22 protein-coding genes are annotated in these 23,181 nt (G+C 61.8%); 16 read left to right on the top strand and 6 right to left on the bottom strand.

Going from position 1 to position 23,181, the window contains the following annotated elements; genetic code table 11:
- Positions 1–125: 125 nt before the first annotated feature.
- The 4 genes from HX868_RS30440 (at position 126) to HX868_RS30425 (ending at position 5,805) form a co-directional block, all read left to right on the top strand.
- Positions 126–566, top strand: a complete 441-nt coding sequence (locus HX868_RS30440) for a GNAT family N-acetyltransferase (protein WP_177005418.1) — start codon at positions 126–128, stop codon at positions 564–566.
- On the top strand, positions 563–1,156 hold the full coding sequence (locus HX868_RS30435; RefSeq protein WP_177005417.1) for an FMN-dependent NADH-azoreductase: 594 nt from the start codon (positions 563–565) through the stop codon (positions 1,154–1,156). Before HX868_RS30440 ends, HX868_RS30435 begins: the two co-directional genes overlap by 4 nt.
- A gap of 59 nt (positions 1,157–1,215) precedes the next feature.
- Positions 1,216–2,367 (top strand): MalY/PatB family protein, encoded by a 1,152-nt coding sequence (locus HX868_RS30430; RefSeq protein ID WP_177005416.1) that lies wholly within the window; start codon positions 1,216–1,218, stop codon positions 2,365–2,367.
- An 87-nt stretch (positions 2,368–2,454) separates the two neighbouring features.
- Positions 2,455–5,805, top strand: a complete 3,351-nt coding sequence (locus HX868_RS30425; RefSeq protein ID WP_177005415.1) for a hypothetical protein — start codon at positions 2,455–2,457, stop codon at positions 5,803–5,805.
- Positions 5,806–5,920: 115 nt separating this feature from the next.
- Here the strand turns inward: HX868_RS30425 and HX868_RS30420 are convergent, their stop codons facing one another.
- Positions 5,921–6,136, bottom strand: a complete 216-nt coding sequence (locus tag HX868_RS30420; protein WP_003173733.1) for a TOBE domain-containing protein — start codon at positions 6,134–6,136, stop codon at positions 5,921–5,923.
- A gap of 318 nt (positions 6,137–6,454) precedes the next feature.
- On the opposite strand from HX868_RS30420, the gene HX868_RS30415 reads away from it, so the two are divergent.
- Genes HX868_RS30415 through HX868_RS30405 form a run of 3 tightly spaced genes read left to right on the top strand, consistent with a single transcriptional unit; the run spans position 6,455 to position 8,956 of the window.
- On the top strand, positions 6,455–7,411 hold the full coding sequence (locus tag HX868_RS30415) for an aliphatic sulfonate ABC transporter substrate-binding protein (protein WP_177005414.1): 957 nt from the start codon (positions 6,455–6,457) through the stop codon (positions 7,409–7,411).
- 10 nt (positions 7,412–7,421) lie between these two features.
- A complete protein-coding gene (locus tag HX868_RS30410; protein WP_177005413.1) occupies positions 7,422–8,243 on the top strand; it encodes an ABC transporter permease in 822 nt (273 codons plus the stop codon).
- Complete coding sequence (locus tag HX868_RS30405; RefSeq protein ID WP_177005412.1) at positions 8,240–8,956, top strand: ABC transporter ATP-binding protein; 717 nt, start codon at positions 8,240–8,242, stop codon at positions 8,954–8,956. The genes HX868_RS30410 and HX868_RS30405 overlap by 4 nt, the downstream gene beginning before the upstream one ends.
- A gap of 175 nt (positions 8,957–9,131) precedes the next feature.
- On the opposite strand, the gene HX868_RS30400 is transcribed toward HX868_RS30405, so the two are convergent.
- The 3 genes from HX868_RS30400 to HX868_RS30390 form a co-directional block, all read right to left on the bottom strand.
- A complete protein-coding gene (locus HX868_RS30400; protein ID WP_177005411.1) occupies positions 9,132–10,052 on the bottom strand; it encodes a FecR domain-containing protein in 921 nt (306 codons plus the stop codon).
- Positions 10,049–10,567, bottom strand: coding sequence for a sigma-70 family RNA polymerase sigma factor (locus HX868_RS30395; protein ID WP_177005410.1), 519 nt, complete (start codon positions 10,565–10,567; stop codon positions 10,049–10,051). The genes HX868_RS30400 and HX868_RS30395 overlap by 4 nt, the downstream gene beginning before the upstream one ends.
- A gap of 91 nt (positions 10,568–10,658) precedes the next feature.
- The gene (locus HX868_RS30390) at positions 10,659–11,600 is read right to left on the bottom strand and encodes a LysR family transcriptional regulator (protein WP_177005409.1); all 942 of its coding nucleotides are present in this window, start codon (positions 11,598–11,600) and stop codon (positions 10,659–10,661) included.
- A 116-nt stretch (positions 11,601–11,716) separates the two neighbouring features.
- Here HX868_RS30390 and HX868_RS30385 point away from each other — a divergent pair, with 116 nt between their 5' ends.
- The 9 genes from HX868_RS30385 to HX868_RS30345 all read left to right on the top strand — a co-directional run bounded on the left by HX868_RS30385 (position 11,717) and on the right by HX868_RS30345 (position 21,084).
- The gene (locus HX868_RS30385) at positions 11,717–13,012 is read left to right on the top strand and encodes an MFS transporter (protein ID WP_177005408.1); all 1,296 of its coding nucleotides are present in this window, start codon (positions 11,717–11,719) and stop codon (positions 13,010–13,012) included.
- Positions 13,013–13,028: 16 nt separating this feature from the next.
- Complete coding sequence (rhmD, locus tag HX868_RS30380) at positions 13,029–14,213, top strand: L-rhamnonate dehydratase (RefSeq protein WP_095016037.1); 1,185 nt, start codon at positions 13,029–13,031, stop codon at positions 14,211–14,213.
- A gap of 10 nt (positions 14,214–14,223) precedes the next feature.
- The gene (locus HX868_RS30375) at positions 14,224–15,024 is read left to right on the top strand and encodes an HpcH/HpaI aldolase family protein (protein WP_177005407.1); all 801 of its coding nucleotides are present in this window, start codon (positions 14,224–14,226) and stop codon (positions 15,022–15,024) included.
- Positions 15,025–15,035: 11 nt separating this feature from the next.
- Positions 15,036–16,469 (top strand): aldehyde dehydrogenase, encoded by a 1,434-nt coding sequence (aldA, locus tag HX868_RS30370; protein ID WP_177005406.1) that lies wholly within the window; start codon positions 15,036–15,038, stop codon positions 16,467–16,469.
- Positions 16,470–16,539: 70 nt separating this feature from the next.
- Positions 16,540–17,415, top strand: coding sequence for an amidohydrolase family protein (locus HX868_RS30365; protein WP_177005405.1), 876 nt, complete (start codon positions 16,540–16,542; stop codon positions 17,413–17,415).
- Positions 17,415–17,735 (top strand): L-rhamnose mutarotase, encoded by a 321-nt coding sequence (gene rhaM / locus HX868_RS30360; protein WP_177005404.1) that lies wholly within the window; start codon positions 17,415–17,417, stop codon positions 17,733–17,735. The genes HX868_RS30365 and rhaM overlap by 1 nt, the downstream gene beginning before the upstream one ends.
- A 40-nt stretch (positions 17,736–17,775) precedes the next feature.
- Positions 17,776–18,834: an L-rhamnose/proton symporter RhaT gene (gene rhaT / locus HX868_RS30355; RefSeq protein WP_177005403.1), complete on the top strand. Its 1,059-nt coding sequence runs from the start codon at positions 17,776–17,778 to the stop codon at positions 18,832–18,834.
- 29 nt (positions 18,835–18,863) lie between these two features.
- Entirely contained in the window at positions 18,864–19,634 is a 771-nt protein-coding gene (gene lra1, locus HX868_RS30350) for an L-rhamnose 1-dehydrogenase Lra1 (protein ID WP_177005402.1), read from the top strand.
- Between the two features lie 127 nt (positions 19,635–19,761).
- Complete coding sequence (locus HX868_RS30345; RefSeq protein WP_177005401.1) at positions 19,762–21,084, top strand: carbohydrate porin; 1,323 nt, start codon at positions 19,762–19,764, stop codon at positions 21,082–21,084.
- On the opposite strand, the gene HX868_RS30340 is transcribed toward HX868_RS30345, so the two are convergent.
- A complete protein-coding gene (locus tag HX868_RS30340) occupies positions 21,081–21,695 on the bottom strand; it encodes an LbetaH domain-containing protein (RefSeq protein WP_177005400.1) in 615 nt (204 codons plus the stop codon). The genes HX868_RS30345 and HX868_RS30340 overlap by 4 nt on opposite strands.
- A 42-nt stretch (positions 21,696–21,737) precedes the next feature.
- Positions 21,738–22,814 carry a sigma-54 interaction domain-containing protein gene (locus HX868_RS30335; protein WP_095016028.1) on the bottom strand — a complete coding sequence of 359 codons (1,077 nt, stop codon included), beginning with the start codon at positions 22,812–22,814 and terminating at the stop codon, positions 21,738–21,740.
- Positions 22,815–23,181 lie beyond the last annotated feature (367 nt).

The raw sequence follows: 23,181 nt of genomic DNA, 5'->3' as shown, positions 1-23,181 counted from the left end.
GGAACCAATACCAGCCGTTACCTAAATAACGGATATGCCCCAACCCACATGTCCAATCATGCCCCTGTCCCACCTCAGCCATACCCACAACAATGGCATACCCCTAACCACACAAAGCCCCCACCATGAATGACCACATCGAACTCACCCACCTGGAATCCAAGGCCGACCTCATCGCCAGCTTCCCAGTCATGCACCAACTACGCCCCCACCTCACCGACGCCCCAGCATTCGCCGAACAAATCCAGCGCCAACGGCAAAACGGCTACCACCTGCTGGCAGCAAAAGAGCACGGCAAGGTAATCGGCCTGGCCGGCTATCGGCTAACCGAAAACACCCTGTATGGCCGCTTCATCTACGTAGACGACCTGGTCGTAGACGCCACGCAACAAAGGCGCCGCCTGGGCGAACACCTGCTGGACCGCGTACGCGAAGAAACCCGCGCCCGAGGCTACCGCTGGCTGGTACTGGACACCGGCATGCACATGGCCCTGGCCCAGCGCTTCTATTTCCGCCAGGGCCTGTTGCCCCTGGGCATGCACTTTTCCCAGGACCTGAGCCAATGACCAGCGCCCTGCTCCTCAGTTTCAGCCCCCACGGCAAGGCCGCGCAAACCTTCAAACTGGCCCGCGCCTTGTTGCGCGACCTGGTCCCCGACGCCGAGGTGACCGAGCGTGACTACGGCGGCCAGGCACTGCCGCCCTTGACCCGTGAATATGCCAACGCGCTGACCACCCCCGGCGCAATCACCAGCAGCGCCACGGCACTCTCGGAACAGTTGATCGTCGAATTGGAAGCCTGTGACCTGCTGATCCTGTGCACCCCCGTGCATAATTTCACCGTGCCGGCAGCGCTCAAGGCTTGGATCGACCATGTGGTGCGCATCCAGCGCAGTTTTACGGTGAATGAACAGTTCGCCAAAGTCGGCTTGCTGCAGGACCGGCGCACCTTTGTCCTGGTCAGTTCAGGAAACGCCCGCAAGGGCCATGAGCCGGACTTTCTGACGCCGTACATGAGCGCCATCCTGTCGACGGTAGGTATCCACTCGGTGGATTTCGTCTACCTGCCGGCCATGGTGCGCGGTGAAGAAGCGGTCAACCGCGCCTTGGAACAGGCGCACCGGCAACTCGCGGTGGCAATCAGCTCTGGCCTATAAAAATAATGGCGCTAGAATCAGCGCCATTCTTGCGCCTGACTTCCTGATACGAGCCCCCCATGAGCTTTGATTTCGACACTATCCACCCCCGCCTCGGCACCGGCAGCACCAAGTGGAACCGTTACCCGCAAGACGTGTTGCCGATGTGGATCGCCGACATGGACATCGCCGCCCCGCCCGCCGTCCTGCAAGCCCTGCACGCGCGCCTCGACCAGCAGGTGCTGGGCTACAGCGTCGCCGGGCCGGATGTGCGCGAGGCAATCATCGCCGACCTTTGGGCCAAGTACGCCTGGCGCGTGCAACCGGATGAGCTGCTGTTCCTGCCCGGCGTCGAGCCCGGCTTCAATATGGCGCTGCACGCATTTGTCCAGCCGGGCCAGCCTGTGGTGCTGCAAACCCCCAACTACCGGCCGATCCGTCTGGCACCGGGCAACTGGAACCTGCCGCGCATCGAAGTGCCCTTCAAGCTGATCAACGGCGAATACCTCACGCCAATGCCTGCGATGCGCCAGGCGCTGACCGGCGCTGGCGCCCTGTTGCTGAGCAACCCGCATAACCCCATCGGCAAAGTCTTCCCCCGCGAAGAACTGCTGGCCGTGGCCAACGCCTGCCTGGACCACGGCGCGCTGATCATCTCCGACGAGATCCACGCCGAACTGTGCTTCGACGGCCGCCGCCACATCCCCACCGCCAGCCTCGGCCCCGAGATCGCCCAGCGCACCATTACCCTGATGTCGGCGAGCAAGGCCTACAACGTCGCTGGCTTGAAGACCTGCTTTGCGGTGATCCAGAACGCCGAGATCCGCGAGCGCTTCAACAATGCTCGTTGCGGCATGGTCGACAGCGTCAGCCCGCTGGGCCTGGAAGCCACCCGGGCGGCCTACAGCCAGTGCGGTGATTGGCTCGACGCCCTAGTGCAGTACCTGCAAAGCAACCGTGACTACCTGCTCGACACCGTGCAAACCCGCCTGCCTGGCGTGGTGATGCACGCGCCACAAGGCACCTACCTGGCCTGGCTGGATTGCAGCGCCCTGGGCCTGGATGACCCACAGCAGTTTTTCCTGGAACAGGCCAAGGTCGGCTTGAGCGCCGGGATCGAGTTTGGTGACGACAGCCAGCAATTCGTGCGTCTGAATTTCGGCTGCCCACGGGCCATGCTGGAAGAAGGCCTGCAGCGCATGGAGCGCGCGCTGCGCAACCGTCAGGCCTAATTCACAACTTTTCGCAACGAGTGCCGAACCCCTGCTGTTACTGTTTTTGCCGACCGCCACAACCGGCTACAGCAGGAGTTCCATGGCATGACGACCCAGCCCCTCGATCGCTCGTCCGACCCCAAAGCCCTTCCCCGCACGCCGCCCAAGTCCGGCGCGCAGTTCCATGTGCTGCTCAAGAACAGCGCCAATAACAAGAAGGTAGAGGCCCACGACAAGACGCCGTCCGGGTTGGATGCCAGCAAGAAGGACGGCTATGAGTTGGCCGCCAAGGACGCAACGCCACCGCCGGCACTGGCCGACTACAAGGCCATCGGCCCGCCCGATGAAGTCGGCCCGGGGTTGATTCGTTATGAGACCCAGGACGGCAAGAAAGTCATCGTCAGCGAACAGGACAGCCCCGAGCTGTTCAAGCAGGTCAGTACCGACTTCAAATCCCTCTCCGGCGTGGTCGCCAGCCAGAATGCCGGCTACCAGAGCCTCGGCGCCGACGGCAGCGCCCCGGCGAAACTCGCCGACTACAAATCCCTCGGCCCACCGGATGAAACCGGGCCAGGCGTGATCCGCTACGAGACCCAGGACGGCACCAAGGTTGTCATCAGCCAGCGCGACAACCCCGAGGCGTTCCAGAAAGCCAAGGACGCCTATGCCAGCTTCACCGGCCTGTCCACCAGTGAAGACGCCGGCTACAAGCGCGCCAGCGACAATGAAGTGTGGCCACCCTACGGCGGCACGGCGGTTGGCCCGGTCGATGAAGTCGGCCCAGGCCTGATCCGCTTCGAAAGCAACGGCCAGAAGATGGTGGTGGCCCGCGACGACAACCCCAAGCTGTTCGATTACCTGGCCGGCCTGCATGAGGTCTATACCGACCCCGGCAAGAAGGCCGTGGTTGAAGGCGAGCTGAATAACGGCGCGGTGCTGGCCGACGCCAATACACCAGTGCCGGGCCTCAACGACTACAAGAATTTCAACTGGAACAACGATCAGAAAGACAACATCCTCACCTATGAACTGCATGACGGCACCAAGGTCGTGGTGTCGGCCGACGTCAGCCCCGAGCTGTTCAAGAGTGTCGCCACCGCCAATGACACCTGGGCCAAGATCCACACCAGCGAAGGCGAAGGCTACAAGCTGGCCGGGCCGAATGACTTCCTGAAGAACACCGACATCACCTTTGGCTCCCCGGATGAACTGGGCGACGGCCTGATCCGCTACGAGACCAGCGAAGGCAAGGTCATCGTCTCCAAGGAACTCAGCCCGCAGCTCTATGACGATGTGGCGGCAAAATGGGAAGCCTGGAGCGCCAGCTCGGTGGACGACACCCGCGCCAAGCACAACCTGCCCAAGGCCGATGAGCTGGATGTGCTGAACCTCGACACGGGCGTGCATGCCGATGAGAAGGACGACAAGTCGCCCACCCTCAGCGTCAGCGAATTGGCCACCACCCAACTGATCGACACCTACCGCGAAGGCGTGAAAAACGGCTCGATCCCCAAGGACGATCCGCGCGCCAAGCTGGTTCGCGCCCTCGAAGCCCAGGCGGCCTATCAGAACGGCCACGGCATCACCGGCTACGAAGAGGCCAAGCGCCCGTTCAACACCACCTGGCGCGAGTTCGATGACAAGCAGACCGAGCTGACCTCGGCCGACATGCACGACATCATCGACGGCAAGGCCGTGCAAAAGCAGATCGGCGAGCTGTTCAACGACCCGACCGTGCAGGCTGACTACAAGTCGAAAATGGACGAGGCGATCAACAAGCTGCCGAACAAGGACGAGATCAAGCAGAAGCTGCTGGACCTCACCGCCAACCCGGATTACGTGCTGTACCTCAAGGACCTGCAGAGCCAGGGCAAGACCTTTGAGGCGCAAAAAGACCTCAGCGACACCCTGACGTCGTTGTCGCTGTTCGACCCGGAAGCCGCGAGCAAAGCTGCGCAGAATATCCAGGCCGATGGTTTGACCACCGACCTCAATGCGATCCTGTCGGACCCAAGCAAGATCTCCGACGAGAACAAGGAACTGGCGACCAAGGACCTGTTTGGCCTGCTCAAAGGCGTGCTCAAGGGCAACGTGCTGGACTTGCCGCGCCGTACCCAGGAAACCCTGGAAAAATTCCTCAACGAAGGCCTGCAAGGCAAGGAAAAATCCGCCGCCGTCACCAAGGCCTTGGAAGAACTGGGCGCCGCCTACCAGAAAAACGGCGCGATCAGCGAAGCCGACCTGAAAACCGCCTTGAGCAAACCCTATATCCCGGTGGCCGATCGCGGCATGCTCGGCGAGGTGTTCAACACCCTCAACAGCAAGGGCATTCTCGGTTCCCTGGGTGCCGGTGTGAGTCTGTTCTCCGGGATTTACCAACTGGTGGGCAAAGGCGGCAAGCTCGGTGAAACCCCGGCGCAACGCATGACCATCGCCAAGGACTTCCTGAGCTTTGCTGGCGGCTCCAGCCACTTCGTGCGCCTGGGCGACAAGATCGGTGAAGCCCTGGGCAAAGGTGGGCTGGTGGACTTCCTGGGGCTGGACAAGACCCTGCCGGAAATCTGGGGCAAGGCCGGCATGCAGGAGCCGAACTTCGAGTTCCGCGTCAGCGAGTTGCCCTCCGAGGTCAAATCCAAGATCGCCACCGCCCTCGATGCCGTACCGGACAGCCAGTACGACGGCATCGCCAAGATGTTCGGCGACGGCGACAAGGCCGTCACCGAGGCCACCGAAGGCTTGGCCACGCACCTGGATGACGGCCTGGCGGCTGCCGGTGCGGCCAAGCTGGGCGCGTCCAAATCGGCGAAGATCGCCGGTTCCGTGATCAAGGTGCTCGGCCCGGCCACGGACATTGCCGGCGGCTTTGCCGACATCGTGTTGGGCGCGCTGGCGATCAAGAGCGGCGTGAAGGATAAGGATCCCCTGGCCCAGGCGGCCGGTGGCCTGCAAGTGGCCGGCGGTGCATTCGGTGCCTCGGCGGGCGTGCTCGGAGCTGCGGCGCTGTTTGGCGCGGGCACGGCGGCGGCGTTGACCGGGCCGTTGTTCCTGGTGGGTGTGGTGCTGGCGGTGGTCGGCGGGATCATTGGCTACTTCGTCGACCACAACAAAAAGCAGAAGGCGACCGAAAAGGAAAACGACTGGTACCGCGACCTGGCCGGAGACGGTCTATTGCAGGACAACTGGGCTGACAAAGTCGAATACGCCCACTACGAGATCCACCATTACGGTGGCCGTGACGCGCCGACCGATGACAGCATCTTCCGTTTCCAACAGTCGGAATGGGAACACTTCGACGAGACCCCGCAAAAAGGCGGTTCGTCGAGCAACCGGCTGGATGGGGGCTTGCACAAGGATTACAAAGATCCCAACGAGAAACCGAAGAGTCTACCCACCGATGCCCCGCCGGAAAGACCGCAGCCTCATCCACCGGGTGGCTCAGGCCCGAAAATAGCCTGACGGCTCGCCCCCCGTTGTAGGAGCCGGCTTGCCGGCGATGGCGACCGCAAGATCAACGTTGATCCTGCTGGCCTCATCGCCGGCAAGCCGGCTCCTACAGGGGGGGTGCGGGGTTTTAGAGTTTGGCAATGGACACTTCGGTGGACTTCACAAACGCAATCACCTCACTGCCCACCTTCAATTCCAAGTCACGCACCGAGCGGGTGGTGATCACCGAAGTGACAATGCCGGACGCGGTCTGCACGTCGATTTCCGACACCACTTCCCCCAGCAGGATTTCCTTGATCACGCCTTTGAACTGGTTGCGCACGTTGATCGCTTTAATGGTCATGTCGGCTTTCCTTTTGGCTGTTGGGTCAATCCGCACGAATGCGCAGGCCCTCAAAATGCGCCATCGACGCGACCATTAAAAGGAATATATAACTCTTTATTTATTCGATACAGCTATATAAGAACTGTTGCCCTGCCAACAGTGCTTCAACAATCTGCCCTCTCCCACCACAGCATCCAGCCCCTACAACCCCGTAAATACGCCTTCCAGACACATGGCACAGAGACTGCATATTCCTATAAAGCATGATGGAACATGCAAACCAAATTTTCTGAATATAAGAAAAGCCTTCTCTCAACGCCTTGCCGGAGCTGTTCCATGAAAGCCTTCACCCAACGCCTATTCGGCGCCTGCGCCCTCGCGCTGTGCCTGCAACCCCTGGCCCACGCCGTCGACACCGATCCCGCCGAAGTCAACCTCGACTACGCCTATTACTCGCCGGTCAGCCTGGTGCTCAAGCACTTCGGCTGGCTGGAACAAGCCTTGCCGCAATCCAAGGTGGGCTGGGTGTTGAGCCAGGGCAGCAACCGTTCGCTGGAGTACCTCAACAGTGGCGGCGTGGACTTTGCGTCATCCGCCAGCCTGTCGGCAGTATTGAGTCGCGCCAACGGCAGCCCGATCAAATCGGTGTACGTGTACAGCCGCGCCGAATGGACCGCGTTGGTGGTGCGCAAAGACTCGCCGTTCAACAGCGTCACCGACCTCAAGGGCAAGAAAATCGCCGCCACCAAAGGCACCGACCCGTACCTCTTCACCCTGCGCAGCCTGCAACAGGCCGGGCTGAAAAAGGACGACGTGGAACTGGTGCACCTGCAACATCCGGACGGCCGCACTGCGCTGGAAAAAGGTGACGTGGACGCCTGGGCCGGTCTCGACCCGCACATGGCCGCCAGTGAAATCCAGACCGGTTCGCGCCTGCTGTACCGCAATAAAGACTTCAACAGCTACGGCGTGGTCAGCGTCACCGAGAAGTTCGCCAAGGCGCATCCGCAGACCATCACCAAGGTACTCGGCGCCTATGAAAAGGCACGGGATTGGGCAGTGAAGCACCCGGATGAATTCGCCAAACTGCTGGCCGACGAGTCCGGCCTGCCGCTGGAAGTGGCCAAGCTGCAACTCTCGCGCACCGACCTGAGCACGCCGTTCCTGAGCAGCAAGGACGTGGTGGCGTCCAAGGCGGCCGCGCCGATCCTGGTGTCGGAAGAGCTGGTGCGCAAAGGCGTGAATGTGGACCAGGTGATCGACCAGTTGATCGACACCTCGTTCGGCCATTAAGGAGTTCGTGATGACCAGCAAAACCCAAACATTGCCCCTCGCTGTGCCAGCCGTTATCACCCGGAGCGCCTGGCCAAGGCGGCTCAAGGGCCTGGTGTTACCGGTGCTGATCCTGCTGGTGCTGGAGGTGGTGGTGCGCGTGGGTTGGCTGCCGTCGTACCAGATGCCTGCGCCCAGCGAGATTGCCGTGACCCTCACCGACTTGGCCGAAGGCGCATTGTGGAAACACATCAGCGCCAGCCTCGGCCGGGTGCTGCTGGGCTTCGCCATTGGCGCCAGCCTGGCCTTGGTGTTTGCCGCCTGGGTCGGTTTGAGCCGTGAGGCGGAGGCCTACCTCGAACCGACCTTTGCAGGGCTGCGTTCGATCCCGAGCCTGGCTTGGGTACCGCTGTTGCTGCTGTGGCTGGGCATCGACGAAACGTCGAAGATTGTGCTGATCGCGATTGGCGCCTTCTTCCCGGTGTACCTCAATGGCGTCGCGGCCATTCGTGATATCGACCGCAAGCTGGTGGAAGTCGGGCAGATGTACGGTTTCAGCCGGCGGCGGCTGGTGCGTCGAATCCTGCTGCCCGCCGCCCTGCCGGGCCTGTTCACCGGGTTGCGCAGTGGTTTGAGCCTGGCGTGGATGTTTCTGGTGGCGGCCGAGCTGATTGCGGCCACCAAGGGGCTGGGTTACCTGCTCAGTGATGGGCGGGAGACTTCGCGGCCGGATATCGTGCTGGCGGCGATTATCGTATTGGCGCTGTTGGGCAAGGTCAGCGATGGCCTGCTCGCAGCACTGGAAACGCGTTGCCTGGCCTGGCGCGATACCTTCCAGGGAGCCGGCCAATGAGCGTGCAACCACTGTTGGATATTCACGTCGCGCGTAAAAGCTTCGCCAACACTACCGTGTTGAAAGACGTGCGTTTGGCGTTGAAACCACAGGAGGCCGTGAGCCTGCTCGGCCCCAGCGGCTGCGGCAAAAGCACGCTGCTGCGCATCGTCGCCGGCCTGGAACAGGACTTCCAGGGCGAACTGCGCAGCCCCGATGGCGAAGTGGCCTTTGTGTTCCAGGAACCACGGTTGATGCCCTGGCTCACGGTGGAACAGAACATCGGTTTCAGCGATGACAACCACTACGACAAGGCATGGGTCACGCAGTTGATCGAGGAAGTCGGCCTCAAGGGTTTTGCCCAGGCGCTGCCCAAGGCGTTGTCCGGCGGCATGGCGCAACGGGTGGCCATTGCGCGGGGGTTGTATTCACGCCCGCAGGTGTTGCTGCTGGATGAGCCGTTCAGTGCAGTGGATGCATTTACCCGCATGAAGCTGCAGGATTTGCTGCTGCAATTGGCCGAACACCATGCCATCGCCTTGTTGCTGGTGACCCATGATGTGGACGAGGCGCTGTACCTGAGTGACCGGGTGCTGGTGATGGACAACCGGCCGAGCAGCATTCGCCAGGAATTGGCGGTGAACCTGCCGCACCCGCGTGACCGGCGTGATCCGCTGCTGGCGCAGCTCAAGGCGTTGTCGTTGACTGAGTTGCAGCGTGCCCATGTGATCTGACGCCATCATTGTGGTGAGCGGGCTTGTTGTGGCTGGGCTGCGAAGCGGCCCCAGTACTGCCAGCGCATTTTAGCCTGACGAAACGCGGCGTCTGTTTTTAGGGCCGCTTCGCAGCCCAACGCGGGGCAAGCCCGCTCGCCACAGACAGTTAGCTCGCTCACCCTAACAACAACCCTCAAGTCATGGCTTTGCGCAAGGTCACCCAATACCGCGTCCGCGCCTGCACCTCCAGCCCCAGGCTTGAGGCCAGCAGGTTAAGGATGCGGTCGGTGTCGTCCAGGCGGAAACTGCCGGTGACCCGCAACGACTCCAGGCTCGGCTCCCAGCGCAACACGCCCGGCCGATAACGTTCCAACTCCCGCAGGAAGTCGCCAAGCGCCTGATTCTGCGCGGTCAACACACCGTCGCGCCAGCCCAATTGCAACACATCGAATGGCACCCAGGCCCCTAGCCCGCTGGCGTTGAGCGGCGCTTGCTGCCCTCCCTGCAAGCTCGCCATCTGCCCGCTCAAATCACGCACCTGCACGGATCCCTTGAGCACCGACACCCTACAACCGGCGGGCAGTTGCCGCACACACACCTCGGCCTCGCTGACCCTCAACTCGCCGTAGCGCGTCTGCACGGTCATCGGTGTGGCGCCGGGTACATTCAACGCCAACTCGCCGTCGACCAGCGTGATGCGGCGCTGCGCCAGGTCGACGTCCACCGCCGTCGCGGTATTGAGCTGCAAGCTGCCGCCATCAGCCAGCCCCATGCGCTTGCGCTCGCCAATGGCCGTGTGCAAATCGGCACGCCAGGCCTCGATCGGCAATTGACGGCTGAGCAACCACGCGGTCGGCACCAGTGCAGCGATCCCCAGCGCACGCTTGAGCACGGCACGGCGTCCCGGTTGCGGACGGTCGAGACTGGCCAGCGCCAAGGCCTGGGGCAAGTCGCTGAAACGCTGGCGCAGGGTCTGAGCTTTTTGCCAGGTCTGTTCGTGTTGGGGGTGGCTGTCACGCCAATGCTGCAACGCGGCGTGATCACGCTCGGTGGCTGCGCCGGACTCCAGCAGCGCCAACCATTGCGCGGCGGCGCGTGCGACGTCGCGGCTCACAGGTCCACCAGCAGGCAGTGTTCGTAGGCCTGGGCCATGTAGCGTTTGATCGTGCGCTCCGACACGTTGAGGCGCTCGGAGATCTCTCGGTAGCCCAAACCTTCCAGTTGGCTCCACAGGAAGGCGCGGCGGACCAGCACCGGCAAGCCATCCAGCAATTCATCCAGGGCTTGCAGGGTCTCCAGCACCAACCAACGTTGTTCGGGCGACGGCACGCAGGTTTCCGGGAGACTCGCCAAGGCATTCAGATAGGCCTGTTCAAGGCTGCGCCGTTGGTGGAAGTTCACCAGCAGGCGCTTGCCGACAGTGACCAGATAGGCACGCGGCTCCTGCATCTGTGCGATCGGCTGGGCGCTGGCGAGCACACGCAAGAACGTATCCTGGCTCAGGTCAGCCGCATCCCAGGCATTGCCCAGGCGCCGACGCAGCCAGCTTTCCAGCCAACTGCGATGGTCACGGTACAGGCTCGACAACGTCAGCTCGTTGGCGTGGGTCGGAACAACAGCATCATTCATGGCAAGCGACCTGCGCGGCGCGAGTGAGTCTCAAATGAGATTCATTCTATTTAATATCGTACCGACGCACCATGCCCTTTACACATCACGTTCAAAGTATCGCGGCCTTCTGCCGCAACAAGTCGATAAACAACCCCAGTTCACGGCTCACCACTTCGCCTTTGCGCAACAACATGCCAAACGGCGCCAGTCGCACGTCGAGGGCCACCGGCAGCGCCACCACCAGGCCCATTTTCAGGTAATCACGCAGTGCGCTTTCGGACAGCACCATCACGGCGTCGGTCAGTTGGATCAACTGCTGCATGGAGTACACCGAGCTGCATTCGATGATGTCCGCCGGGCTGGGCAGCGCCAGATCCTGCAGCGCCTGGTCGAAGCCGATGCGCGCAGGGCTGGTTTGCGGTTGCAGGATCCATGGCCAGTCGCGCACCAGTTCATCCAGCATCAACTGCTCACGCTGGGCCAGGGGGTGGCCGGCGTGCACCACCACCAGCAAGCGTTCGTTGCCCAGGGGTTCGAAGCTGTAGTGCTCGTTGTCGGTGGCGGCATTACGGCGCGAGATAGCCAGGTCGATGCGTCCCTGTTCAAGCAACTGGATCACTTGGTCGCTGGTGTCGCCCATGATGCGGATACGCAGTTGCGGGTTCAGCGATTTGATCTGCGCGATGGAATCCATCACCAGGTCCGGCGCCGCCCCCATGATGGTGCCAATCGACAGGTAGCCATAACCGCCCTGCTGTCGTGCCATCAAGTCTTCGGCACACCGGTCCAAACCGCTCAGGGCGGATTCGGCAAAACGGATCAACTCCTGCCCGAGCGCCGTGGGGCGCATGCCCCTCGGCAACCGCTCAAACAGATCACAGGCAAACATGTCCTCAATTTCGCGCAGCATGCGCGTGGCGGCAGGCTGCGACATGTTCAGCGCCTGTGACGCACGGTGCAGGTTCTGGCTGGAGCTCAGCGCGACGAGCATATGCAGGTGCTTGTAGCGCAGGCGGTTGAACAGGCTGGGAGAGATCGCGGGACTACGCATTTTTATCCATGTTATCGATACCCTGAGGTTATCACTTGTAAGCGAGATTCGATTTGTAGCGCATTGCTCGGCCGCCGTACAGTCCGTCCCATAAGAACAAAACATCGGACGCCACTATGAAAACCCTGCCCGCGCCCCTGCTCGCCAAGATTTCCTGGCGACTGCTGCCCTTCCTGCTGTTGATGTACATCATGGCCTTTCTCGACCGCGCCAATGTCGGGTTCGCCAAACAAGCTTTCCAGGCCGACACCGGTTTAAGCGACGCCGCCTTTGCGTTTGGCGCTGGCGTGTTCTTTGTCGGCTACGCGCTGCTGGAAGTGCCGAGCAACCTGATCCTGCACCGTGTCGGCGCCCGTCTGTGGATGTGCCGCATCATGGTCAGTTGGGGCCTGATCTCGGCCGCCATGGTCTTTGCGCACAACGAAACCAGCTTCTATGTGCTGCGTTTTTTACTCGGTGTGGCCGAAGCCGGATTTTTCCCCGGCGTCATTCTTTACCTCACCTACTGGTTCCCCCAGGCCGTGCGCGGCAAAGCCATGGGCTTCTTCTATTTCGGCGCGCCACTGGCTTTCATCTTCGGCAGCCCGTTGTCCGGTTTGCTGCTGGAAATGGACGGTTTTGGCGGCATCCACGGCTGGCAGTGGCTGTTCGCAGTGGAAGGCCTGATGGCAACTGCAGTGGGCATCTGGGCCTACTGGTATCTGGACAATCGCCCCGCCGACGCCAAGTGGCTGACCCCGGCTGAGCGTGAGCAAGTGCAGAGCCTGCTGGATCAGGAAGACCAGCACAAAACCTCCCACGGTCGCAGCCTGCTCACCGTGCTGTGCCAACCCTCGGTGTTGTACTTGTGCCTGGTGTACCTGCTGATCCAGGCCAGCGTCTACGGCGTGGTGTTTTACCTGCCGACCCAAGTGGGCGATCTGCTCGGCACCAAGGTCGGCTTGATGGTCGGGCTGGTCTCGGCGATTCCCTGGCTCTGCGCACTGTTTGCAGCCTGGTGGATTCCCAGCTACAGCGACCGTACCGGCCTGCGTCGCCAGACCGCCTGCCTGACCCTGCTGATGGCTGCCGCCGGCATCGCCTGCTCGGTGACCTTCGCCAACCCGCTGCTGGGCATGCTCGCGCTGTGTTTTGCCGCCTCGGGGTTCATCGCCGTGCAACCGGTGTTCTGGACGTTCCCCTCCAGCTACCTGGCCGGCAGCGCCGCTGCGGCCGGCATTGCCTTGATCAACTCGTTCGGCGCCCTCGGTGGCTTCATCGCACCGGTCATCAAGCACTGGGCCGAAGGTGCCTTCAATTCCCCGGCAGCCGGCCTGTACCTGCTGTCCGCCACCACGGTACTGGCTGCATTGCTGGTGCTGGGCATCCATTCACCCGGCCGCACCGCGTCGAAAACGCCGGCCACTGTTTAACGCCAGGAGTCACATCATGGGTCATCTCACCATCAAACACGTCCGCGCCTTTGTACTGCGAGGCGGCGGCGCCGATTACCACGACCAGGCCGATGGGCATTGGATCGACGACCATATTTCCACGCCGATGAGCAAGTACCCCGAGTACCGCCAGAGCCGCCGCAGCTTTGGCATCAACGTGCTCGGCACCCTGGTGGTGGAGATCGAAGCCAGCGACGGCACCGTCGGTTTCGCTGTGACCACTGGCGGTGAACCGGCGGCTTACATTGTCGAGAAACACCTGGCGCGCTTTCTCGAAGGCGCGCGCGTCACCGACATCGAGAAAATCTGGGACCAGATGTACCAGTCCACCCTCTACTACGGGCGTAAGGGCCTGGTGATCAACACGATTTCCGGCGTCGACCTGGCGTTGTGGGACCTGCTCGGCAAAATCCGCCAGGAACCGGTGCACCAACTGCTCGGCGGCGCGGTGCGTGATGAGCTGCAGTTCTACGCCACCGGCGCGCGCCCGGATCTCGCGCAGAAAATGGGTTTTATCGGCGGCAAAATGCCCCTGCACCACGGCCCCAGTGAAGGCGAAGAAGGCCTGCGCAAGAACCTCGAAGCGCTGGCGACCATGCGTGAACGGGTCGGCCCGGACTTCTGGCTGATGCTCGATTGCTGGATGAGCCTGGATTTGAACTACGCCACCAAGCTGGCGATCGGTGCCCATGAGCATGGCCTGAAGTGGATCGAAGAAGCGCTGTCCCCAGACGATTATTGGGGCTATGCCGCCCTGCGCAACAATGTGCCCAAAGGCATGCTGGTGACGACGGGCGAACACGAAGCCACCCGCTGGGGGTTCCGCATGCTGCTGGAAATGGGCTGCTGCGACATCATCCAGCCCGACGTCGGCTGGTGCGGTGGCCTCACCGAACTGGTGAAAATCTCGGCGTTGGCGGATGCGCATAACGCAATGGTCGTGCCCCACGGTTCGTCGGTGTACAGCTACCACTTTGTCGCCACCCGCCATAACAGCCCATTCGCCGAGTTCCTGATGATGGCGCCCAAAGCGGATGAAGTGGTGCCGATGTTCCACCCGCAATTGTTGGGCGAACCGGTGCCGGTAAATGGCCGCATGCGCTTGTCGGCGCTGGACAAGCCGGGCTTCGGCGTTGACCTGAACCCGGACTGCCAACTGCACCGTCCCTACAACCGCTGAGGAACCCGCCATGAACATGCCCCGCAATGGCTTCAAGGCCGCCCTCGCCAAGGACGCCACCCAATACGGCATCTGGGCCGGTTTCGCCACCGGCTACGCTGCCGAGATCGTCGCCAGCCTGGGATACGACTGGATGCTGATCGACGGCGAACATGCTCCCAACACCGTTCCGAGCATCCTTAACCAGTTGCAGACGGTCGCGCCGTACAGCACCGCGCCCGTGGTGCGCGCCGTCAACAGTGACGCCAGCCTGATCAAGCAACTGCTCGATGTCGGCGCCCAGACCTTGATGATCCCTATGGTGGAGACCGCCGAGCAGGCCCAGGCGCTGGTGCGCGCCATGCGTTATCCGCCCCATGGCATTCGCGGCGTTGGCGGCGGTTTGACCCGTGCCACGCGCTGGGACGGCGTGGACAACTACCTGAACACCGCCCATGAAGAGCTGTGCCTGATCGTGCAGGTGGAATCGCGCCTTGGCGTGGAAAACGTCGCCGCGATTGCCGCCGTAGAAGGCGTTGACGCTGTATTCATCGGCCCCGCCGACCTGTCCATCGGCCTGGGTCACGCCGGCAACCCCGGCCATCCGGAGGTCCAGGAGCGCATCAAGCACGCCATCGACGCCACTCTCGCCGCCGGCAAGGTCAGCGGCATCCTGGCGCCCAACGAAGAGGATGCACGCCGCTATCAGGCCTGGGGTTGCCGCTTTATCGCGGTGGCCATCGACATCAGCCTGCTGCGCCAGAGTGCCCTGGCCACCCTGGCCCGCTATCGCCCTGCTGCCGAAACGACAGCGCCTTCGCGTACTTATTGAGGAGCCTGCCCATGTCATCCGTTCCCGTTTACCAGAACTTCATCAATGGCCGCTTCAGCTCCAGCGAAGCGCACATTGACGTGCTCAACCCGGCCACCGGCGCCTTGCTGTCGAAGGTGCCAGCGTCCACTGCCGCCGAGGTCGACCAGGCCCTGGCCGCCGCACGCCAGGCGCAAAAGACCTGGGCGCGCAAACCCGCCATCGAACGTGCCGGGCACCTGCGCCGCATCGCCGCCAAGCTGCGCGAGAACGTGGCGCACCTGGCGCGCACCATCACCCTGGAACAAGGCAAAGTCAGTGGTTTGGCGGAGGTGGAAGTGAATTTCACCGCCGACTATCTCGACTACATGGCCGAGTGGGCACGACGCATCGAAGGCGAGATCATCACCAGCGACCGTGCCAATGAAAATATCTTCCTGTTCCGCAAGCCGTTGGGCGTGGTGGCCGGCATCCTGCCGTGGAATTTTCCGTTCTTCCTGATCGCGCGCAAAATGGCGCCAGCGCTGCTCACCGGCAACACCATCGTGATCAAGCCCAGCGAAGAAACCCCTAACAACTGCTTCGAGTTCGCCAAGCTCGTCGCCGAAACCGACCTGCCCGCCGGGGTGTTCAACGTGGTCTGCGGCGACGGCCGGGTCGGCGGCGCACTCACGGCGCACACAGGCGTGGACATGATCAGCTTCACCGGCAGCGTGGCGACCGGCTCGCGGATCATGACGGCCGCCGCACCGAACATCACCAAGCTCAACCTGGAACTGGGCGGCAAGGCACCGGCCATCGTGCTGGCAGATGCCGACCTGGAGCTGGCGGTCAAAGCCATCCGCGATTCGCGCATCATCAACACCGGCCAGGTGTGCAACTGCGCCGAGCGGGTGTACGTGGAGCGCAAGGTTGCCGACCAGTTTATCGAACGCATCAGCGCCGCCATGTCCGCCACCCGCTATGGCGACCCTATCGCCCAGGCCGACGTGGAAATGGGCCCGCTGATCAACCGCCAGGGCCTGGACAGCGTCAACCGCAAAGTACGCACCGCCCTGAGCCAGGGCGCAACGTTGGTCAGCGGCGGGCAGATTGCCGACCTGGGTGCGGGTTTTCACTTCCAGCCGACGGTATTGGCTGGATGCCGCGCCGACATGGAGATCATGCGCGAAGAGATCTTTGGTCCGGTGCTGCCGATCCAGATCGTCGACGACCTCGACGAAGCCATCGCCCTGGCCAACGATTGCGACTACGGCCTGACGTCGTCGATCTACACCCGTGACCTGGGCAAGGCCATGCACGCGGTGCGCGAAATCGACTTTGGTGAAACCTACGTCAACCGTGAAAACTTCGAGGCCATGCAGGGCTTCCATGCCGGCGTGCGCAAATCCGGCATTGGCGGCGCCGACGGCAAGCACGGCCTGTATGAGTACACCCATACCCATGTGGTGTACCTGCAAAGCTGAGCTGGTTAATCGGGGCCGGGCGCGCTAGCGTGCTGGCCCCTCCGAATTTGCTTTTGATAAGGACTGCGTCATGCCCCTGACTGCCTACAGCGGCCCGATCATCGACAGCCATTTGCACCTGTTCGACCCACGTCGCCCCGAGGGCATTCCATGGCCTGAACCCGGTAACCGGCTGTATGCCGCGCACCTGCCGGCGGATTACTGGGCCCTGGCCGCGCCGCACAATGTGGTCGGCGCAATTGCCGTAGAAGCCAGCCCGTGGCGCGACGATAACCGCTGGCTGCTCGACACCCTGCGCAGCGAATCGCGCATGCTTGGCTTTGTCGGCAACCTGGATCCGCTGCACTCAAACTTTGCCGTCGACCTCGACGCGTTGGCCAATGAGCCGCTGTTTCTCGGCCTGCGCTACGGCAACCTGTGGGATCGCGACCTGCTGCAAGACCAGGCGCGCCCAGGCTTTATCGACGGCCTGCGCCAACTCGCCGCCAGCGGCCGTGGCCTGGACAGCGCCAACCCGAACCCGCGGCTGATCAAAGGCCTGTTGCAGTTGAGCGATGCGCTGCCCGAGCTGCGCATCATTGTCGACCACCTGCCCAACGCCCAGGTGCCATCAGGCGAAGAAGCGGCCTATCACGCCGACCTGCTGCGCCTGGCCGAACGCCCGAATGTGTTCGCCAAACTGGCGGAGATTCCCCAGCTCGGCCCTCAAGGCTTGATTACCGACACGGCGTTCTACAACGACCGCCTGGCCGTGCTCTGGGAAGCCTTTGGCGAAGACCGCTGCTTCTTCGGCAGCGACTGGCCCAACAGCGATCACCTGGCGGATTTCGCCACCACCCTGGGCCTGGTCAAGCGCTGCATGGTCGACAAACCCGAAGCTGTACAAGCCAAATTCTTCCTGCACAACGCGGTGCGTATCTACACGCCCAGCCATGGAGCGCAGTGATGCAGACCCGTGCCTTTCGCATGAACCTCAACCCCGGCCAAGCCGATGAATACCGCAAGCGCCACGACGACATCTGGCCCGAACTGGCCCAGGCATTGCTCGATGCGGGTGTGGTGGATTACCGGATTTTCTTCGATGAACCGGGCAATGCGCTGTTCGCCGTGCTGACCCACGAAGACGTCCACGGCCTGGACGAACTGCCCGGTACAGCATTGATGCAGCGCTGGTGGGCCTACATGCAGGACATCATGCCCAGCCACCCGGACGCCTCGCCAATCAGCCTGGACCTGCTGCCCATGTTCCAACTGACGCGCCCCTGATCCAACCGACGCACAACAACAATAAAAAGGATTCGACTACGTGGAAATCATTCTCCTTGGTGTGATTCTGCACTTTATCGGCGGCTTCGCTTCCGGCAGTTTCTACATCCCTTACAAGAAGGTCCGCGGCTGGGCCTGGGAAAGTTATTGGATCACCGGCGGCCTGGTGTCCTGGCTGATCGTGCCGCTGATCGCGGCGCAACTGACGGTGCCTGGCTGGGTGGACATTCTGCGCAACGCCGACGCCAGCACCCTGCTCTGGACCTACCTGTTCGGCGTGTTGTGGGGCATCGGCGGGCTGACATTTGGCCTGACCATGCGCTACCTCGGCTTGTCCCTGGGCATGTCGCTGATCATGGGCCTCACCTCGGCCCTCGGCGCATTGATGCCGGCGCTGTACCGCGACCTCTTCACCACGCAGACCGAAGGTACGCTGACCTCGATGCTGGCCTCGCAAGGCGGGCATTGGGTGTTGTGGGGCGTGGCCGTATCGCTGGTCGGCATTGCAGTGTGCGGCAAGGCCGGGCTGATCAAGGAACGAGAAGTGTCCCAGGCGGTGAAGTTCGCCAGTGTCAGCGAATTCTCCCTGGGCAAGGGCATGCTGGTGGCGGTGATTTCCGGAGTACTGAGTGCATGTTTCAGCTACGGCATTTCCGCCGGACGACCGCTGGCCGCCGCGGCTGTAGAGCACGGCGCGAACAGCCTGTTCCAGAACAACGTGACCTTCATGGTAATCATGTGGGGCGGCCTCACCACCAACGGTATCTGGTGCCTGTGGCTGAATTGGCGCAACCGCACCTTCCATAACTACACCGACCGCAGCACCCCGCTGTTGGGCAACTACCTGTTGGTGGCGATTGCCGGCACCCTGTGGTTCCTGCAGTTTTTCTTCTACGGCATGGGCGAAAGCCGCCTGCAGAACGACGCCAGCTCCTGGGTACTGCACATGTCATTCATCATCATCGTGTCCAACTGCTGGGGCCTGTATTTCCGCGAATGGCACGGCACCAGTGCGGCCAACAAAGGCGTGCTGGTGGCGGGTATCGCGGTGATCCTCGGTGCGATTGCCATGGTCGGCTACGGCAATTACCTGGGCTGATGTCGCTTATTTCTTGAAGGAGAGTTTTTATGTTGCTTGCAGACAAAACCGTGATCATCACCGGCGCCTCCCGTGGCATCGGCCGCGCCGCCGCCCGTGAATGTGCGCGCCAGGGGGCCCGCGTGGTCATCGGCCACAGCGGCAGCGGCCAAGGTACGGAGGCTGCGTATTCGTTGATCGAGGAGATCAAGGCCTTCGGCGGCCAGGCCATCGAAGTGGGCGGCGACGCCGCCGACCCGGACACCGGTGACAAGCTGGTGGCCGGCGCAGTGAACGCTTTCGGCAGCGTCGACGTGTTCGTCAACAATGCCGGTATCTGCCCGTTCCACTCGTTCCTCGACATGCCCCGCGAGGTCTACCTGAAAACCGTCAACACCAACCTCAACGGTGCCTATTTCGCCGTACAGGCGGCGGCCAACCAGATGAAAAACCAGGGTCGCGGCGGCGCGATCATCGCCGTCAGCTCCATCAGCGCCCTGGTCGGCGGCGGTATGCAGACCCACTACACACCGACCAAGGCCGGCCTGCATTCGTTGATGCAATCCTGCGCAATTGCCCTGGGACCGTACGGCATTCGCTGCAACTCGGTACTGCCGGGCACCATCGCCACCGACATCAACAAGGACGACCTGGCCGATGAGGAAAAACTCGCCTACATGACCGCGCGCACTCCGCTGGGTCGCCTGGGTGAGCCGGATGATGTGGCCGGGCCCATCGTATTCCTCGCCTCGGACATGGCGCGTTATGTGACCGGCGCGTCGTTGCTGGTGGATGGCGGGTTGTACGTAAACCTGCAGTAACACCCCGCACTCTTACAAACACCACAAATCCACTGTGGGAGCGGGCTTGCCCGGCTCCCACACGGCTCGCGCACGCCTGAAATTTGAGTTTCAACACCCATAAAAACAACAATCCAAGGAGCCTCCCATGCGCACCACCCTCCCCCTGGCCCTGCTCTGCAGCGCCATGTCGACCTGCGCCCACAGCGCCGGTTTGCTGGACCCAAACTCACCCGCCATGCTCGGCGACTGGAACGGCCTGCGTCCACAACTGGCCGAGCAAGGCTATGACTTCACCCTCAAGTACGTCGGCGAAGTCGGCTCCAACCTCGGCGGTGGCTACAACTCGCATACCACCGCACGCTGGAGCGACCAGTTGATTCTCGGTGTGAACATGGACTTGCAAAAACTGCTCGGCTGGCAGGACGCGACCTTTCGCATCGGCATCGGCGAGCGTCACGGCAAAGACATCACCAACGACCGCGTGCACCAGCCGAACGCCACCGGACTGACCTCCACCATGGAAGTGTTTGGCGGCGGTAATGCCTGGCGGCTTTCGCAGTTCTGGTACGAGCAGAAATTCTTCGAGCGCAAATTCGCCTTGAAACTGGGGCGCTTCGGCCATGGCGAAGACTTCGATCAGTTCCCCTGTGAATTTCAGAACGTGACCCTGTGCGGCTCCCAGGAAGGCAACTGGAACGGCGTATGGAATAGCTTCCCCATCAGCCAGTGGGCGGTGCGTGCCAAGTACCAGTTCACCGATGAGTTCGCGGTGCAAGTGGGTGCCTATGACAAAAACCCTGGCAATGCCGAAGCCAGTAATGGTTTCAAACCATTCATCAGCGGCTCCCAGGGCACCAGTTTTCCCATCGAGGCCATCTGGAAAGGCCAGGTTGCCGGGCTGAGTTCCGAATACCACGTGGGTTACTACTATGCCAACGCCAATACCAAGGACATGCTCAAGGACGCCGACGGTAACTTTGCCGCCAGCTCGCAAAAGCCTTATCGGATGTATTCCAGCAATGACGGTTGGTGGCTGTCGGGCCAGCAGCAGTTGACCACGGTCGACGGCAACAATAAGCGCGGGCTCAACCTGTTTGCCAACCTGACGATGAATGATCCGGACAAGAGCGTGATCAAAAACCTGATCCAGGTCGGCCTGATCTACCGCGGCCCGTTCGATTCACGCCCAGACGACACTGTCGGCATTGGCGCATCGAAACTGCAGGTCAGCGACCGCTATACCCGTAACACGCAGATGCTCAACGCCATCAATGGCGTAACCGCCATTGATGACCCGCTGTACGTGCCCGAGCAGCGCCGCGAGTACAGCTACGAGATCAACTACGGCGTGCAGGCGACGAAGTGGCTGATGGTGCGGCCCAACCTGCAATACGTGAAGTACCCCGGCGGGCTGACGCAAACCACCGGCGCAGTCGTCGGCGGCGTGCAGTTTATCGCCGACTTCTAGTCTTTCTCTGCATCAAACACCTGCCCGCGCCCCACCACGCTGGCAGGCTTGAGCAGCGCACCTGGCGCCAATACCGCATTGGCGCCGATCCGGCACTGGTCACCGAGCAACGCGCCAAACTTATCGCAACCGGTGCTTTGCAACGCCCCGTCCAGTCGTACCAACACTTCTTTGTCATCGCGCTCATTGCGGTAGTTGGCGACGATGCTCCCCGCCTCCAGGTTGATCCCCTGCCCCAGCACCGAATCACCGACAAAGTTGAAATGCGCCAGCTTGCTGCCGCTGAACACGAAGGACGTCTTCAACTCAGCGCCGGGGCCGATGATGCAGTGTTCATCCAGCCAGCAACCGCCACGCAGCAGCGAGCCGCTGGCAATGAAACAATGCGCACCGACAATCAATGGCGGCTTGAGCAATGCACCGACCTCGACGGTGGCAGTCCGGTGGACCGCGATTTCATTCTGGATGACGTACTCGTCGGCCGGCAGTTCGGCTAACAATTGGCGAACGATGGCGGGCGCCTGGGTGACCAACGCCCAAGGCGTAAGGTCTGCCCAGGGCGCCAGGGCAGAATCGGAAAAAACGGCGATGTAGTCAGCAAGTCGAATCAACGTCGAACCCTCGAGCGCTCAGCGAAGTCCGAAAACCTAGCATTACTGGCCGTCGAGTAACACCGGTTTGCCCAGTTCACCGATCTTTTCCAGGCGGGCACGCACGATATTGCGGCTGATATTCAGCAGCCGGCCGGTCTGCAATTGATTGCCGTGGCAATAGCGATAAGCCGCGCGAAAAATCGTCTCTTCGATGTGTTCGTAGAGGTCTGGAATGTTCTGTTCGAACAATGCGTTCAGCGCACTTTCCAGGTCGACCGGACCGCTCAGGGCGGGCGGCGCGTGGCTGGCTTCGTCCTGGCGGATGCCCGAAGAGCGCATGTCCACCAAATGCAGATCCGCCGGTTGCACGCGCTGGTTACGGCACACCAGCAAGGCGTGGTGAATGGCGTTTTCCAGCTCGCGAATATTGCCCGGCCAGCTGTGTTCGAGCATCTTGCGCTCGGCCTCGATGCTCAGGCTTGCGCGGTTGTAACCCAGGCGCTGACAGTGTTCTTCAAGGAAGAATTCGGCCAGCGGCAGGATGTCGCCCGGCCGTTCGCGCAGCGGGGGCAGGCGGATGGTTGCGACGTGCAGACGGTAAAACAAGTCCTCGCGAAAATGCCCGGCCACTACCGCGTCAGCCAAGTTGACGTTGGTGGCCGCCACCAGCCGAACATTGATCGGGATCGGCGTGCGCGAACCCAGGCGCACCACTTCACGCTCCTGCAAAACCCGCAGCAATTTGACCTGCATGTTCAGCGGCAAATCGCCGATCTCATCGAGGAACAGCGTGCCGCCATTGGCCGCTTCAAACCAGCCGGCCTTGTGGGTGGTAGCACCGGTGAACGCGCCTTTTTCATGGCCGAACAGTTCGCTTTCCACCAGGGTTTCGGCAAACGCACCGCAATTCACCGCCACAAAGGGTTCACGCCCGCGACGGCTCAGATTGTGGATATGCCGTGCGACCAATTCCTTGCCGGTGCCGGTCTCGCCAATGATCAAGGTGTTGGCTTCACTGGGGGCCAGGCGCTCGATACGCGCCAGCAATTCCTGGGAGCGCGGGTCCTTGAAGACCAGCACGGTGGCACGCACCGACTTGGTCAATTCGCGGGCATTGGGATGGGTGATCAGCGACATGGTGCATTCCTGGCAGTAAAAGCGCGTGCTCAATAGTGCATGAAGTTTTCTATACCATTTAATTATTAATTAATATTTATATATACCCATTTCGAATATACCAACACCCCTGCCCTTGACTGCTGCTGGAGCAGCAATCGGCCAGCACTTGCGTGTTTGCACATCAGCAGCCGAGGTGAGGTGGCATTCGTGCCACTACCGCTGAAACCCTTGTAGTACGCGGCCTAGAGCGATTGTGACAGCGACTGGCATGCAATCTGCTCTCTCCCTGCCAACACGATCCCCCTGTAGGAGCCGGCTTGCCGGCGATAGCGTTTTTTCAAGCGCTGCAAGGCTCAAGCGCCCCATCGCCGGCAAGCCGGCTCCT

The sequence above is a fragment of the Pseudomonas reactans genome (assembly GCF_013385825.1).
GTDB classification, from domain to species: Bacteria; Pseudomonadota; Gammaproteobacteria; order Pseudomonadales; family Pseudomonadaceae; genus Aquipseudomonas; species Aquipseudomonas reactans.
The sequence above is the reverse complement of the archived record's forward strand: the minus strand, read 5'-3'. Positions and strand labels throughout refer to the sequence as shown.